This is a genomic window from Nocardia carnea, assembly GCF_029868855.1.
GTDB lineage: Bacteria > Actinomycetota > Actinomycetes > Mycobacteriales > Mycobacteriaceae > Nocardia > Nocardia carnea_A.
On sequence record NZ_JARWOV010000035.1, the window covers coordinates 1 to 15,805 of the forward strand.

Annotated in this window: 9 protein-coding genes and 1 pseudogene; 2 read left to right on the forward strand and 8 right to left on the reverse strand. The window is 68.9% G+C overall.

Going from position 1 to position 15,805, the window contains the following annotated elements:
- Positions 1-427: 427 nt before the first annotated feature.
- The 3 genes from QH195_RS02740 to QH195_RS02750 all read right to left on the reverse strand — a co-directional run bounded on the left by QH195_RS02740 (position 428) and on the right by QH195_RS02750 (position 8,642).
- The gene (locus QH195_RS02740; protein WP_432278822.1) at positions 428-4,504 is read right to left on the reverse strand and encodes a lipid II flippase MurJ; all 4,077 of its coding nucleotides are present in this window, start codon (positions 4,502-4,504) and stop codon (positions 428-430) included.
- A gap of 989 nt (positions 4,505-5,493) precedes the next feature.
- Positions 5,494-8,109, reverse strand: a complete 2,616-nt coding sequence (locus tag QH195_RS02745) for a DUF6049 family protein (RefSeq protein ID WP_280434220.1) — start codon at positions 8,107-8,109, stop codon at positions 5,494-5,496.
- Complete coding sequence (locus QH195_RS02750; protein ID WP_081595861.1) at positions 8,106-8,642, reverse strand: NUDIX hydrolase; 537 nt, start codon at positions 8,640-8,642, stop codon at positions 8,106-8,108. The genes QH195_RS02745 and QH195_RS02750 overlap by 4 nt, the downstream gene beginning before the upstream one ends.
- 120 nt (positions 8,643-8,762) lie before the next feature.
- Here QH195_RS02750 and QH195_RS02755 point away from each other — a divergent pair, with 120 nt between their 5' ends.
- The gene (locus QH195_RS02755; RefSeq protein ID WP_280420406.1) at positions 8,763-10,223 is read left to right on the forward strand and encodes a CCA tRNA nucleotidyltransferase; all 1,461 of its coding nucleotides are present in this window, start codon (positions 8,763-8,765) and stop codon (positions 10,221-10,223) included.
- 9 nt (positions 10,224-10,232) lie between these two features.
- On the opposite strand, the gene QH195_RS02760 is transcribed toward QH195_RS02755, so the two are convergent.
- A complete protein-coding gene (locus QH195_RS02760; protein WP_280434221.1) occupies positions 10,233-11,057 on the reverse strand; it encodes a hypothetical protein in 825 nt (274 codons plus the stop codon).
- A gap of 261 nt (positions 11,058-11,318) precedes the next feature.
- Between QH195_RS02760 and QH195_RS02765 the strand changes: the two genes are divergently transcribed.
- Positions 11,319-12,890 (forward strand): DUF4185 domain-containing protein, encoded by a 1,572-nt coding sequence (locus QH195_RS02765; RefSeq protein ID WP_432278255.1) that lies wholly within the window; start codon positions 11,319-11,321, stop codon positions 12,888-12,890.
- A gap of 8 nt (positions 12,891-12,898) precedes the next feature.
- Here QH195_RS02765 and QH195_RS02770 read toward each other — a convergent pair whose 3' ends face one another.
- The 4 genes and pseudogenes from QH195_RS02770 to QH195_RS02785 all read right to left on the reverse strand — a co-directional run.
- Positions 12,899-13,759, reverse strand: coding sequence for a biotin-dependent carboxyltransferase family protein (locus tag QH195_RS02770; protein ID WP_280434222.1), 861 nt, complete (start codon positions 13,757-13,759; stop codon positions 12,899-12,901).
- Positions 13,756-14,445 (reverse strand): 5-oxoprolinase subunit B family protein, encoded by a 690-nt coding sequence (locus QH195_RS02775; RefSeq protein WP_280434223.1) that lies wholly within the window; start codon positions 14,443-14,445, stop codon positions 13,756-13,758. Before QH195_RS02775 ends, QH195_RS02770 begins: the two co-directional genes overlap by 4 nt.
- A 15-nt stretch (positions 14,446-14,460) precedes the next feature.
- A complete protein-coding gene (locus tag QH195_RS02780; RefSeq protein WP_280420410.1) occupies positions 14,461-15,213 on the reverse strand; it encodes a LamB/YcsF family protein in 753 nt (250 codons plus the stop codon).
- 88 nt (positions 15,214-15,301) lie between these two features.
- Positions 15,302-15,805 (reverse strand): annotated as a pseudogene (locus QH195_RS02785) (hypothetical protein); the annotation flags it as partial.

Sequence of the window (15,805 nt, forward strand, 5' to 3'; positions counted from 1 at the left end):
TGGTCGCGGATCTGCTGCACACCGGCAAAGTCACGGTGCGCCATCCCGAACTCGCCACGGGACCCTACTGCGACACATTCGATATCGACATGCTCGAGAAGGTGCTAGTTGGACTCCGTAGCCTTTGACGACCGCCCCACCGGGCTCCCCCCCCCCCCCCCCCCGGGGGCGGCCCCCCCCCCCCCGCGCACCCCCGCATTCAATTCGGACGACAATAGCCAACCCCTTGGACAACCGCCCACGACAGCTTCGGCACGGTGAGACCCGGCCGGTGGTGATTACTGCGTGTACTCAGCGAGCGGGACCGAACCCCTGATCCCACCGGCTCCCTCATGGGAGCGCGGATCGTGATCATATCCCGGCCGTCATTGCGCGGCAACCGGATCCAGGTCCTCCGGATACCGCTATCCGGCGCAGAAATGCCAGGTCAGGGCTTTGCTTCGAATCCCAATTCGGCGATCGAGCTCTGGAACTGGGCACCGGAATTACCCAGGCCGGTGACCCAGATCAGAACGTAGCGGGCGGCCTGATCGCTTTGCACCGGCACCTCCGTGACTCCGTCGCCGAGCACCGCGGTACCCACGAGCTGGGTCTGATCCAGGGTGGGTGTTCCGGTGGGCGAGGTCCGGATCTCGACCGAGGTCCCCGGCGTCGGTGAAGTGATGGTGACCTTGGTGAGGTTCGCCGGGCTGGGCAGTGTCGCCAGCAGACCGACCCCCTTCTTCAGCGCCGGGAACTGCTGGAAGTACTGGTCGGTGCTCCACATGGTGGCCGGATCACCGTCCATCGCCGCGGCTCCGCCGTCGGGGTCGTCCGGTGTGCCCTCCGGGGAGAACACCGTTATTCCCGAGATCGGCACCGGTACGCCGGCAGCCGCGCCGGGCGTGCTCGACGGGGCCGCCGAACTCGGCGATTCCTCCGGCGCACGGCTGGTCGTCAAACCGATCACCCGCTGCTCGTTGAGCGGTTCGCTGGAGTCCCCCGGCGCGAAAACGCTCACCAGCCACCAGATGACGATGCCGACCACCAGCGCGGTCAGAATGCCCAGGGCCACCATGATCCACATCATCCGCTGCGATTTCTCGCGTTCGGCGGCCAGCAGCTCCGGATCGGCCAGCGATTCGTCGGCCGGTGCCGGGGCGCGCTGCCCGAGCCGCAGGACCGGGATGAAATCGGTCTTCTGGTCCACCACCGAGGCCTGTTCCAGCACGTGCTGGATGGTGGCGGCGGTGCGGACGCCCTTGTTCGGTTCCAGCGAGCGCACAGCCACAGCAGAGATCTCGAAGGGGACCTCCGGGCGGATCTGGCGCGGTTCCACGGGGGTACCGTCGGTACCGAAATCGGCCGGGCGCAGCCCTCCCACCGTGGCTGCACTTCCGCTGACGACGCCGGTCCGCAGCGGCCACCGGGCGGTGATGAGTGCGTAGAGCATCGCGCCCAGGCCGCGGACGTCGCTCTGGGGGTCGGCATCGCCGAGGGTGCCGGGGAACGCCAGTACCGCGTCGCCGTTTGCGCTGATACGGATCCGGTCCGGGTGATCGATCGACAGTGCGCCGCCGCTGCGATGTGCCATCTCGGTGGCCGAGGCCAGTACCCGGATGGCGCGCGCGGCGCCGATCGGCGACGGTACGGTTTCGGCCATTTCGCGCAGCGAACGTCCCGGTGTCCATTCGGCGACCACGATGCCGCCGGAACTACCGCGCACCACATCCAGAACGCGCGCGAGACCCGGTGAGTTGATCCGGCCGAGCCGCAGGGTACGGGACAGGATGGCCTGCGGCCCGTCCTGACCCGAATCGCTCGCCGCCTTCTGGTCGGCGTCGACGAAGGTCAGCGCCACTTCCCGATCGAGTTTGATATCGAGCGCCTGCCAGAACTTCAGACCGCGGGCACCGCCGTGATCGGCGAGCAACCGGTAGCGCCCGCCGGCGACGGAGGCGCCGGGGATGAGTTTGGGCCCGCGCTGCACCCGGCTCGCCTGCGTCATCGGTGGTACCGCGATCATTCCGGTGTCGTAGACCGAATCGGTGGCCGATACGGTGGCGCCGGTGCGGTGGACGTGCTCCTCGGACAGGTGGTCGTCGGCGTCGTCCGGCTGCCCGGTCGCCGCGTCGTCGTACTGTGGCCCGCTGTCCGGCGTCTGCTCGGGCGGGTGGGCAGATTCGGCGTAACCGGTATCCGCACGCTGGGTGCGCGCCTCACCCGGCTCCGACTGCTCCGGGGGAACATCGGTGGACAAGCGTCCGCTCGCCGGATTCCTCGCAGAATCGGCGGCTGGGACCTTGCCCACCGCGTCGTCGCTCACCCTCGGACCTCCTTCGCCCTGGTATGCCGCAAACTCGGCGGGTCTGCCACTTGTGCCGGTCTGCCGAACAGGGTACGGGAACTGGCCGGGTACGGTGCGATCAACCGAGTCCGGCCGGATCACCGGTAGCACCATTGTGCTCTGTGCGTCCATGGCCGAATCGAAGCCGGAGTACGCAAGATACGGATCGGGCCGGCGCATGATCCGCGTGGTGTGCTCGTCTTCGACGGGTTCGTCGAGATCGAGCGGCGGCGCCGGCGGAGTGATACCGAGCCGCCGCGAAATCGCGACCGTGATGGCGACGACCTCGGGGATCCCGGCCAGGCGCATGAGTCCGAACGCCACCGCGAACATCACGATCGCGGTGATCCCGACCCGGATGAACGAACCCGGACCGCCGAGGGATTCGGTGAGACGGTCCAGACCCATCACCCGGTCGGCGATGAGCATGACGGCACCGCCGGCCAGCGAGGACAGCAGTACCCGGCTGACCGTACGTCCCACATTGGCCATCCGCAGATCGCCCAGGCTGCGATGCAACAGCCAGCCGCCGATCACCGCGCCGGTCGTGAAACCGAGGCCGGTGGCGATACCGAGAATGATCACCACTTGGTCGCTGCTGTCGGCGAGGAGCGGGGCCAGGGCCGAGAACAGGATTTTGACGGCGGTGATGCCGAGGATGATCCAGGTCGGGGTCCACGCCTGTTCGCGTGCGTAGAAGACCCGCAGATGGATCAGTACGAGCGAGTACGGGATCAGAGTGAAGGCCGAGAAACTGACTGCGGTACCGAGGCGGGAGGCGTCCTCGGCGAACCGCGCGTACCCGAACAGCGCATCGCCGACCTGGGGCCCCGCCACGGTCAGGAAGGTGACGATCGGGATCAGCGCGATCATCGTCAGCCTGGTGGCCGCCGACAGGTCGTCGACCACCGCCGGGGTGTCGTCGTTGGCGGCGTTGCGGCTGAGCCGGGGCATGATCGCGGTGAGCAGGGTGACACCGATGACGCCGTACGGCAGCTGCAGCAGCAGCCACGCGTTCTGGTAGATCGCCGGACCGGCCTCATCGGCGTGCGAGGAGATGTTGTTCGCGAAAATGCCGCCGATCTGGCTGATCAGCACGTAGAGGATGATCGCCGCGGCCATCGTGCCGAACTGTTTGAGCCGGTTGTCCAAGCCCCAGAGCGGGCGCAGATCGATGCCTTGGCGCCGGATGGCCGGCAGCAGGCTGACTGCCTGCACGATCACGCCGAGGGTTACGCCGCAGCCGAGAACGAGCAGTTTCGGATCGCTCATCCGGACCGGGTCCAGAGTGATCTCGCCGGGCGTCAGGGCATAGAGCCCGAGCACCACCAGTACCACCACGTTGTTGAGGACCGGCGCCCACGCGCCCGGTTTGAACGCCCCCCGGGTGTTGAGAATGGCGGTGAACAGAGCCGACAGGCCGTAGAACAGGACGGCCGGGACCAGCAGGAAGGTCAGCGCCGTGGTGAGCGACGTATTGACCTTGCCGTCCGCGGAAACGAAGACATGGGTCGCCAGGATCGGTGCCGCCGCGGTCGCCAGGACTGCCGCGGTACCGAGGATCACGGCAGCGGCGGTGACGAGCCGCCGGATGAACGCGGCACCCCGGTCGGGATCTTCCTGTTCGGCCCGGACCAGTGTGGGCACCACGATGGCGGTCAGCACGGCGCCGAGTACCAGTTCGGCGATCATGTTCGGAATCAGGCTGGCGGAGGTGAACGAACTGGCGATGGCCGGGCCGAGCACCGCGAGCAGCAGCAGCTGTTTACCGAACCCGGTGATGCGGCTGATCAGGGTGGCGATCGCGATCGAACCGGAATCCTTGAGCAGCTTGGACTGGCTGTTGTCGGGTTTGTCCCCGGTGCCGGGCGCCTCGGGGCGTTCGGCCACGGCAACTGCCGGCAGCGGGCCGGTGCGGGGACGGTTTCCGGCGGCGCCCGCCGGAACTCGCGTGGGCGCGGCGCGCTGCGGTTCGCGTGCCGGTGGGACCTGGCGCAGCGGTTGCGAAGGCGGCGCCTGCCGGCGCGGCGGGGTCTGCGGACGCGGATTCCCGGAGGGCGGTGCTTGCGGCCCCGGCCGGTTCGGCTGCCGCTGCGGACCGGAGTTACCGGGATTCTGCCCGTGCGCGGAGGCGGGATGCTGCCGATCGGCAGGGCGATTCTGCTGGATCGGCCGCATCCGCTGGGCCGGGAAAGGCTCGGAAACGGGCCCGCCCGGGGAACCGCCGGGCTCGGGCCGCGGCTGCTCCGGGTGCACGGGCGGAACGGGTCGTACGGGCCGCCGGTGGTCGGCATCGGGTGTGGCTTCGCGCGGCCGACCGGGTGCCGGCTGCGGACGACCGGCAGGCGGTACAGGTGGCCGGAACGCCGCGGGCCGATTCGCAGGCGGTGCCGCCGAAGGAGGTGCGGAGGGGCGCTGATCCGGCCGAACCGCGGGCCGGGCACCGGACGGCGGGTCCAGCGGCGGCATACCGGGCCGGCCGCCGGGACGCGGGTTCGCGGGCGGTGCCGGTGGCCGGCCGCGGGGGTTGGGGTTTGCGGACGGTACGGCGGGTCGCCCGCCCGACGGCGGATTCTGGGGCCGGCCGGGCGCCGGGTTCCGGTTATCGGGCGCGGGAGGACGCTGCCGATCCGCGGCATACCGGTCCTCCCCCGGATGCGGGCCCGGTCCGGGGCCCGGACGCCGGACGGGCGGGCCGGGGCGGGCTGCCGGATCGGCCGGTCGCTCGGGTCGGCGCAGCTGAGGTGGCGGCTCCCGGAAGGATTCACGGTCGGTATCGCGCGGGTGGCCGGTCATCTCCGGCTCCGATCCGGGAGACACCCGCTCCCACGGTGCGCTGGGGGCCCGCCGGCCTCGTGGACCGTCGGGCTGTCTACCGGGCTGTTGCCGATGAGCGGAGGATTCATCGTCGCTCATCATGCCTCCTGTATCGCCCGGACCCCCGCTTGCCGGTTGTCCCCTGTGTCGTGCCGAACACTTCGCCGCCGCTGCTGCGCGCAACGAACTGTACGGTGCGGGCGGCGTGTCGTATCCGGCCGCGCACCGGCACCCCGGACGGACCAGGAGCGCCGGTGCGCGCACCCTTCCATCTTCCATGGGACACCCGCGCCGGTCATCTCCCCAGGTCGGCCGGTAGATGTCCGATGGGGGACATCGAGAGACGAGGGTTACACCCGTTCCCGGCGGCGTGCCGGGCGGCCACCCGTTTCCAGCGCTTCACTACTCACCTGCAGATCGGCGTGGCCGGATTCGCGCCGCCGTGCCCGCCCGAGCCGGATCACCCGCCGCCGGACCCCGGGATCCACGCCCTTGTCCGCCGGATCGCGTTCGCCGTGGAATCGCCGCCACAGGCGACGGCCCGCCAGCAGGAACAACAGCGCCGCCGCGCAGGCGGTGATGATCGCCAGAATCTGCCCGTAGGCGTTCGAGCGCACCGAAATCGAGGTGGCATGGCCGAGCGGAACCCCTTCGGGTGTGCTCAGCGATATCGGAACGACGAGGTTTCGGCTGTCGCTGACCTCGGTCGGGATCTGGAACGAGCGGGTCCCGCGGGGCGGGAGCAGTTGTTCGCCGATATCGGTGATCTTCGTTTCCGGTGGCGCGTCGATCCGGAAGCGGATTCGCATCGAAATGGGCAGATCGTTGCGTGCCACCAACAGCAACGGGCTCGACTCGGAGGCCAGCGTATACACCCCACCCGGAGGTAGCACCGTCACCGATCGGTAGATCTCGTCCACGGCTGCGGTAGTTTTCTCGATCCGCCGTTGCGCGAAAACCTCGGCCTGCCCGGTGGGGCCACCGCGCCGGTCCGAGAGTGACAGAGAGCGCACCAGATCGTCACGTAGCGGGTCCAGATAGGCACGTGGGGTCGGCTGGGTCTCGGGCACCTCGACCATGGCCTGCAGTAGCTGGGACAGCCGGTGCGACTGGTCGCGGGCGGGTATCGCGAAATGTCCGGGGACCGCCTCGAGAGCGGCGTCCGGGAGGGGGGCAAGCTGATAGGGCGCCGGGTCCGGTGCCTGCCCGACCAGATCGTCGAACGGCCGCGGATCCACCAGTTTGTTGTCCACCAGCAGCTCGAGCTGGCGCAACAGCGCGACCGCTTCGTCGCGGTTCGCGCCCCATTGCTGCGGCGGCATGATCAGCTGGGAGCGCGGCCGCCCCGGGTCGGCGTGCAGCGCCTGCCAGGACACCGCCCCGAGCGCATCCTGCAGCCGTGCGCTGCGCGAATCGTTGGTCACCGGATAGCGGGCCGATTCGGGGACGTAGGCCGGGGTCGGCGGATTGGAACCGATACCGGCCAGCGCCGCGGCCGGCCAGATATCGAAGGTCGCGACCCGCAGTGCCGGATCACGCGTCGCGGCGCCACCATTACCCGGTTGGTTCGGCGGCGCCGATGCACCGGGGGGCGCGGGCTGCCCCTCGGCGGGCGCGGGACCACCGGCGGGGACGGCCTGCTGTTCGGCCTCCTCACCCGGTGTGGGCGCGGGAGGTGGGGCAGTACCGGCGATACCGGGTAACCGCACCACGTCCGGCACCGGGGCGTACGGATCACCGGCCCCGCCCTCCGGGGCCACCGCGTTCCGCGCGAGCACCGCGGTTTCGAAACCCTGTGATTTCAGCAGCTGCGCGGCGGCCGGGTCGAGACTGCTCGCATCGGGCAGACTCACCCCGCGCACCGACCGGGTGTTCAGGATCGAATCGACGATCTGTGCGGGAGCTTCCAATGCCCGGGCGGTGAGTGCCGGATCGTCGGCCGCCGCCAACGCGGAAATATCGACCTGGGCGAACGGCAACGCCACCGTGCACATCGACGAGGCCAGCGACCGCACCCGATCCAGCCATTGCTTCGCGGCCTCGGTGCCCGAACCCGGCCGCGTCGCGCCGTCGGGATCCGAGGGACTGGCCAGAACCCGGTAGTCCTCGGTCATCGCCTGCACCGTGAGCAGCAGATCCGGATCGACGGCCAGGCATATCGCCGAAGCCGGACCGTCCGCGGTGCGGTCGTCACCTACGACCGTTTCCAACGCCCCGACCAGTTCGTCCAACCGGCCGCCGCGGCCCAGCGACGCCGCCAGCTCGTCGTCGGTCAGTTCGACCGTCCGGTCCAGTTCACCGGTCTGACCGGCCACCATGCGCGGCCGGTCGGCCAGCGGCCACAGCAGTGTCGTGGACACCGCGGGATTGGCCGGCGCGGGCAATGGCGGGGCACTACCGTCCGCGGCTGCGGGCAGGCCGAGCACCGGCAGCAGGAAACGAGCATCGTCCAACCGTGCCTGGCCGCCGTAATCCGGGGTCCCGTTGACATTCAGCAGCAGCGGATAGACACCGGGTTCGGTGATGTTCAACGACTCCCCCGACCCGTCACGCAGCGGCACCGACAGCGTGAACTGCTGTCGCTGGCCCGGCTCCAACCGCGCCGCGATGTCCTGGAACGGAGTCGGATGGTCGTAGCTGGCCTGATCCAGCTTCAATGTGGTGCGCAGCTCGCTGGGGTCGGCGACCGCCCGCGACCGCTGCACCCGGACCGTTACGGCGTCCACGCCACGGTCCCCGATATTGGTGACGGTGCCGGTCACCGTGAGCAGCGGCTCGCTCGCGGTCGTCACCGTGCCGGGGCTCACCGAATCCAGGGACAGCTTCAGGAACTGCGGCGCACCGGTGTCCTCGGCCGACCCGGTCGGCTGCGCATATGCCGCGGTCACGGGCAGCGCGGACAGCGCTGTCACCGCGCCGAGGATGGTCAGGATCACGAAGATGATCCGACTCGGTCCACGCGTCATCGCTTACCGGTCTCCATCCGGTCGATCAGGCGGTTCGCCACCTCTGCCAGCCTGCGCTCGTCGGCGTAGGCGAGCCTGGAGTTCAATTCGCTCAACGGCACCCAGTCGACCTGGGTGACCTCCACGTCCGCGTCGGATAGTTCACCACCGACCGAACGCAGCAGAAAATGGTGCACTGTCTTGTGTACCCGCCGCCCCTCGGTGACGAACCAGTAATCGATACTGCCCAATTCGGCGACCACCACGCCCTGAATACCGGTTTCCTCGGCGACCTCGCGAATAGCCGTCTGCTCCGAGGTTTCGCCTTCTTCGATATGTCCTTTGGGCAGCGACCATAGCAGCCGTCCCCGGCGGTCGGTACGGCCGATCAGGGCGGCGCAGCGCTTCTCTGGCGGACCGTCCAGCCCATCGACAACCAATCCCCCGGCCGACGTCTCGCGAACCGTGCGCATACGCGGTTTCGCCGCACCACCGGCCGAACCACGGCGCCGGGGCTGGCGGCGTCGACTGTTCGCACGATCGGCCGGAGACACTACGCAATACTAGAGCAGTATTTATCGGCGTCGCGTCCGGCGGCGCCGGATCGAGGACCCTCGGAGCCGACCAAAACCCGGGCGCCGGAGGCGCGTGAATAGACACAGTAAGGTTTTGCTGTGGTTTCGACGGAGTCCGAGGATGCTGTGCTGGATCGCCGTACTCGTTTGCTGGCGGCGGCAGCGATCACGCTGGGCCGGCTTTCCGATGTGCTGACCCCGTTGGGGGAGATATTCGCCGCTCGTGGTTTCCACTTGTATCTGGTGGGGGGCAGTGTGCGGGATGCGGTGTTGGGGCGGCTCGGTACCGATCTGGATTTCACCACCGACGCCCGGCCCGAGCAGGTACAGCAGATGCTGGACGGCTGGGCGGATCAGCTGTGGGATACCGGCGGGCTGGCGTTCGGGACCGTGAGTGCGGCCAAGAGCGGCCAGCAGTTGGAGATCACTACGTTCCGTAGCGACACCTATGACCGGGTTTCGCGGAATCCGCAGGTCAGCTTCGGGGACAGTTTGGAAGGCGATCTCGTTCGCCGGGATTTCACCGTGAATGCGATGGCGGTGAAAATCGCGGCAGACGGTGCGCTGGAATTCGTGGATCCGTTGAACGGGATGGAGGCGCTGCTGGCGGGGGTGCTGGATACTCCGGCGGCTCCCGAGGATTCGTTCAACGACGACCCACTGCGGATGCTGCGTGCGGCCCGGTTCGTTTCGCAGTTGGGTTTCACCGCGCATCCGCGAGTGCGGGATGCGATCACCGAGATGGCACCGGAGATCGAGCGGATCACCGCGGAGCGGGTCCGTACCGAGCTGGACAAACTGATCGGGGGGGCCTACCCGATCGACGGCATCAACATGATGTGCGAAACGGGGCTGGCACAGCGGGTGCTGCCCGAGGTGCCCGCGATGAAACTGGAAATCGATGAGCACCATCAGCACAAGGATGTCTATTGGCATTCGCTGACCGTGCTGGAGCAGGCGATCGACCAAGAGGACGGCGATCCCGACCTGGTGCTGCGCTGGGCGGCGCTGCTGCACGATATCGGCAAACCGGATACCAAACGCAACGAGCCCGGGGGCGGGGTCAGCTTTCATCACCATGAGGTGGTGGGGGCCAAAATGGTGCGCAAGCGGATGCGGGCACTGAAATATCCGAAGCAGTTCACCGAGGATGTGGCGCGGCTGGTTTTCCTGCATCTGCGTTTTCACGGATACGGCAAGGGCCAGTGGACCGATTCCGCGGTCCGCCGGTATGTCACCGACGCCGGGGACCTGCTGCCGCGGCTGCACAAGCTCGTCCGCGCCGACTGCACCACGCGAAACAAGCGTCGTGCCGCCGCGCTGCGCGCCACCTACGACGACCTCGAGACGCGGATCGCCCGCCTGCAGGAGCAGGAGGATCTGGCGCGCGTCCGGCCGGATCTGGACGGTAACGCGATCATGGAGCTGCTGGGCCTGCGGCCGGGGCCCGAAGTGGGCCGGGCGTGGCGCTATCTGAAGGAGCTGCGGCTGGATCGCGGTCCGCTGACCCGTGACGAGGCCGAGGAGGCTCTGCGGCAGTGGTGGCAGTCGCAGCAGTGAACCGGGCGGTCAGAATACGATCAGGGTGGTCCCGGCCACGATGGCCGAACGGATCTGCGCCAGGTCGAACGATCCGCTGACCGGCGCCATTTCGATCCGGAAGGCGACCAGATCGCCGTCGCGGGCAGCACGCCGTACCCGGGCCCCGCTCGGCAGTTCCGGTATCCGGATGGGATTTGTGGTCCGCCATCGCCTGGGCACGGGCATACCGAACCAGGTGGCCCGGCGGATATCGAGTTCGAGGATGTCGTCGGTGATGGACGCGTCCAGTTCGGCGCTGATCCGCCGGCGTCGATGGACCGCGCGGACGAGCCCCTGGCCGGTCACCGACAGTTCCCAATCGCGCGAGCGGTCCGCGAAGCGGCCGAGCAGTGCCCGCAGGGTGACGGTGCCCTCGATATCGATCCGGGCTGCGCGGATTCTGGTGGGTACACCCGGTACCAGCCGGACCTCATGGGCGATCACGGTGACCTCGGCGAGTACCAAGCCGTCCCAGTCCAGGTCCCGTAGCACCGCCTTGGTCTGGAAATGCGCGCCGCGGCGGCGCACTTTCAGCACGTCGAGGGTGCCGGTGAGGTGATGGTCGAGCAGGGTCGCGCTGATCTCCCGGTCGCCGAACCGGCTCAGGATCCCCTCGCTGAGGACGGTGAGCACCGTATCGGGCAACAGCGCGGTGACGGTGCCTGCGCCGAGGTCGGCCATGGGTTCCACCCAAGCGGTGGTATAGCTGATCCACTGTTCCAGCCGGGACTGCTCGAACAGTCGTCTGCCGAGGTCGACCGCCCACAGCGGAGAGAACGGGGAAGCCGATCGGGGGTCCGGATGTGCCGCCATGATCAGATCCGAGGGTACTTCCCCGCAGCCGCCCGTCACCACACATAGTCGGCCGCGTCACCGTGCCGGGATGCCGGACGGACGGGTGACCCGTGCCATCCGGCGGTTACCGGTGCGTCCCGATCGCTCAATGAGCGCGATAGCGGTAAGCCTCGGGTAGGTTCACTGCGACAATGGGACTCGACAGGAGACAGTGAGCTGTTGACCGAGGTGGTGTGGGGTTTCCGGCCGGGTCGATGCCGGCTCGTATTCCTCGGGTTGGTGCTTACGGGGTATGTGGGGCTACCGGTGCCCGCGCAGGCGGTGCCGCATCCGTGGGCGCCGCCGCCGGTGAACGAGTGCGGAGAGCTCGGATTCGACCCGCTCGACCGCGCGCCCGACCCATCCGCACCACCTCCCCCGCTGGTCCCGGTGCCGCCGCAGATCGATATCCCGATCCCGGTACCGCAGCTCACCCCGGTGCCGGTGCCCGATCCACCGCACGACAACACCCGGATCGCCCCGGAGCCGCTCCCCGCCGACCCGTGCCGTAATCCGTGCCCGGATATCCGCGACACCCCGGAACCTGAACCTGCGGAGGAGGAAAGGGACAAGGGCGAGACCACACCACCCGCGCCGCCGGACACCGGTTCCGGGAGCGGTTCGGCCACCGGCAGCAGCTCGGGCAGCGGTTCGGGTTCCGGTGACCCGGTGAAACTGCCGAGAATCCAGTTCAAACCGGAGATCGAGCCCATTCCGATTCCCGTACCCGGCGAACCGGGCGACCCACCGCAACCCGCGCCCCCGCCGGTGGTCCATCCGGCCGAACCAGGTCCGGTCGCGGGGCCGGCGGTGCTGCCGCGGGTGGAGTCGGTGCGGCTGGTCGAGCAGCTCACCGGGCACGGTTCGCCGAACCGGACCGATATGCGCTGGCAGGTCGACGGCACCGATCTGGGTTTGATGTGGGAGACGAAGCCCGGCGAGATCGCGGTGGTATTCGGCGATACCTTCGGCGAGGGATGGGTGCCCGGTGGGGCCGGCGGCGAGGATGCCGATTGGCGTAGCAACATCCTGGCCTACAGCACCGACCGTGACCTGTCCGACGGGCTGCGCCTGGACACCATGGTGCAGGACAGCAGGTGTCACGCGGCCGAGCTCCTGGGTAGCCGCAAGATCAAGAACTGGGAGACCACCACTATCCCCACTTCGGGTTTCGCCCTCGGTGAGCGCCAGTACCTGAGCTACATGTCGGTGAATCGCTGGAGCCGGATACCGGGCCTGTGGTGGACGAACTACGGCGGGATCGCCTACTCCGACGACAACGGCAGTACCTGGGTCAAGGATCAGCACGCCAAATGGGAGAACCTGTTCGGGCTGGGCCGGTTCCAGGTCGCGGCGATGGTTCCGCACGGCGACCACGTGTACATGTTCGGAACACCCAACGGCCGGATCGGTGTGATCGGCCTGGCCCGGGTGCCCAAGGGCGATGTGCTGAACAAATCCGCGTACCAGTACTGGGTGAACGGGACCTGGGCGCCGGCGTCGGAGAATCTGGCGACTCCGCTGGTGCCGGGGATCGCCAGTGAGCTCTCGGTGCGGTTCGATACCGAATCCGGGCTGTGGCAGATGTCCTATCTGGATTCCGCGCGCGGCGCGATCGTCCTGCGCACCGCCGCGCAGCCGCAAGGACTGTGGACCGAGCCGGTGCCGCTGGTGTCCACCGCCGACTATCCCAAGGCCTACGGCGGGTTCATCCACCCCTGGTCCACTACCCGCGATCTGTACTTCACGCTCTCGGAGTGGGATTCCTACAACGTGTATCTGATGCACGCTCGCCTGGCTCCGCCGGGCTGAACCGCCGCTCAGGCCGTCCCGGCGCGGCGGAACCGTAACCGCTGACCAGGCCGAGCCTGTGCAATCAGGTCGATATCGGCGTCCAGGACCACCGCGATCACCGGATAGCCGCCGGTGATCGGGTGATCGGCGAGGAAGACCACCGGCTGCCCGCCGGGTGGCACCTGCACCGATCCGAGCGCCACGCCCTCGGTCGGTAGTTCCGCCGTGGATGCCCGGTGCAGTGGCGGCCCGTCGGCGCGGTCCAGGCGTGCGCCGACGCGGTCGGCGTCCTGGCCGACCGTCCAATGGCCGGTGAACAGGGCGACGGGGTCGGTGAACCAGTCGGCCCGGGGGCCGAGCAGGGCGCGGACCTCCAGGAGTTCGGGCAGTCCGGGTTGCGGTGCCTGATCGATGTTCGGCCAGTTCAGCGGTGGCCGGCCGGTGGGCAAACAGGTCCCGGCGCGCAACGGCGGTGGCCCGATACCGGAGAGGGTGTCGTAACTGCGCGAACCCAGGACCGGCGCGATATCGATGCCACCGCGTATCCCGATATAGCTGCGCAGCCCGGTTTGCGGGAAACCCAGCCGCAGTACCTGCCCCGCGCCCAGGTACAGGACACTCGTATGGCCGACCGGAGTCCCGTCGACGGTCGCAGGTGCCGGCGCCCCGGTGACCGCGGCCAGCGTCGGCTCTACGGCGCGCAGCACCAGACCACCGAGCAGAACTTCGATACCCGCAACGTCTTCCGGGTTACCCACCAGCCGGTTCGCCAGCCGCAGCGCCCCGCGGTCGGCCGCTCCGGCCGGTCCGACACCCGAATCGAACCAACCCGGCCGACCCAGGTCCTGGATGGTGGCCGGTGGGCCGATCTCCTCGATCACGATCATCGGTCGGCCGCCGCGTCGACGAACCGGACGAGCCCGCCGGCTCGGATCAGTGCGGGTGGGTCGCGTTCGGTATCCCACATGACCAGGTCGGTACGGCCGATGAGCTGCCAGCCGCCCGGGCTTTCCCGGGGGTACACGGCCGAATAGCCACCGGCCAGCGCCACCGAACCCGCCGGAATCCGGGTCCGGGATATCGCCCGCCGCGCGACAGCGAGCCGGCCGTCCGGGGATTCCAGATAACCGAATCCCGGCGCGAACCCGACGAATGCACACCGCCACACCGTGCCGGTATGCGCCGCGACGACCTCATCGGTGCGCATACCGAGTGCGTCGGCCACCTCGGACAGATCGGGTCCGTCGTAGTGGACCGGAATCTGTACGGGATCGCCGCCCGGCAATGTTCCACGGGAAACATTGCCGGAATCGGCCTCGTTCACCGCGGCAACCAGTTGCTCGATCTCGGGGCGGAGCCGGTACGCCGACTCCGGTGAATCCAGGGTCACCAGAACGGTTTCCGCTGCGGGAAGCAGATCGACCACACCCGGCAGCGACCGTTCGCGCAGCTCCGCGGCCAGTTCGGCGACCTGCGCCGGGTTCGGGGTGCACAGAAACGCCCGATCGCCGGCGGGGCGCAGCACCCGGCTCGCCTCGTTCCGGTTTCGTGGGGCCCGCGACAACTCACTCACCTCGTTCCCGCTCGTTCAGGTGAACGACGCTACCGCGATCCCCGCGTCCTCGAGGGCGGCCCGGATCCGCCGGGCCATCTCTACTGCCGCCGGAGTATCGCCGTGTACGCAGATGCTGTCGGGCGAGATCGAGACGGTCCCGCCGCCCGCGACCCGCGCGGTCCCGGTTTCCGCCAGCATGACGGCCTGGGCGAGCGCCATATCCGCGTCCAGGACCGCGCCGGGGGTATCGCGCGCGGCCAGCCCACCCGTCGCGGTGTAGGCGCGATCGGCGAATCCCTCGCTTACGAATCGGATACCCGCGAGTGCCGCCGATTCCTGGAGGTGGGTCCCCGCCGGGCCGAGCAGGACCAGCGCCGAATCGTATTCGCGGAGCGCGGCGACCACAGCGTCCGCGAGAGCAGGCTGCGCCGCCGCGGCATGGTAGAGCGCCCCGTGCGGTTTCACATAGCGCACCCGGTCCCCCGCGGCCCGCGCGAAACCGTCCAAAGCGCCGATCTGGTACAGCGTTTCGTCCCGCAACTCGGCCGGAGCGATGGCCAATGCCCGCCGGCCGAATCCCGCCAGATCCCGGTAGCCGATATGCGCGCCGATCCGCACGCCCTTCTCCACCGCCAGCGAACAGGTGCGTCGCATGATCGCGGGGTCGCCGGCATGGAATCCGCAGGCGATATTCGCGCTGGTGACGATATCCAGCATGGCGGCATCGTCGCCCATATTCCAGGCGCCGAACCCTTCACCGAGGTCGCTGTTCAGATCGAGTCCCATACGGTCCTCCTTCCGCCTGTCCCCCATTGTTCCCGCCCGACGCCCGGGCGACACTCGCGGCCGCCCGTGGTCGCGAGGTCGACCGCGGTCAGCCCTGATCGTCGACGACCGCGGATCCAGCGTGTGCGTCTCGGCCGGGATGCGCCCGCTTCCCGTTGTTGCGCCGGTTGTTCAGCAGCAACGCGGCGATGCCCGCCCCGTAACACCCCGCCCCGGCCACGATCACCGCGACCGATCTGCCGTCCGCCGGAACGGCCACCGCGGTCAGCGCGACCGCCAGTACGAACGCGATATTGAAGACCGTGTCCTGCAGGGCGAACACCTGTCCGCGGCGGTCGTCGGCGATATCGATCTGCATGGCCGCATCACCGGTGAGTTTGACGGGCAGGCCGGCCCGGCCGAACACGAATTCGCCGGCCCCCCGCAGATGGTGTGGGCGGCGGGGGGGGGCGGGGGGATCGGCCACGGCGGGAGGCAACACCACGGCGGCCGGACCTGGGCGCAGCTGCCGACCACCCGCCGGGCCAATGTCGGCGGCCACGAACGTTTTCAGCAGAACGCATTCGTCAAGGCCGATGGGTATGTGTACCGG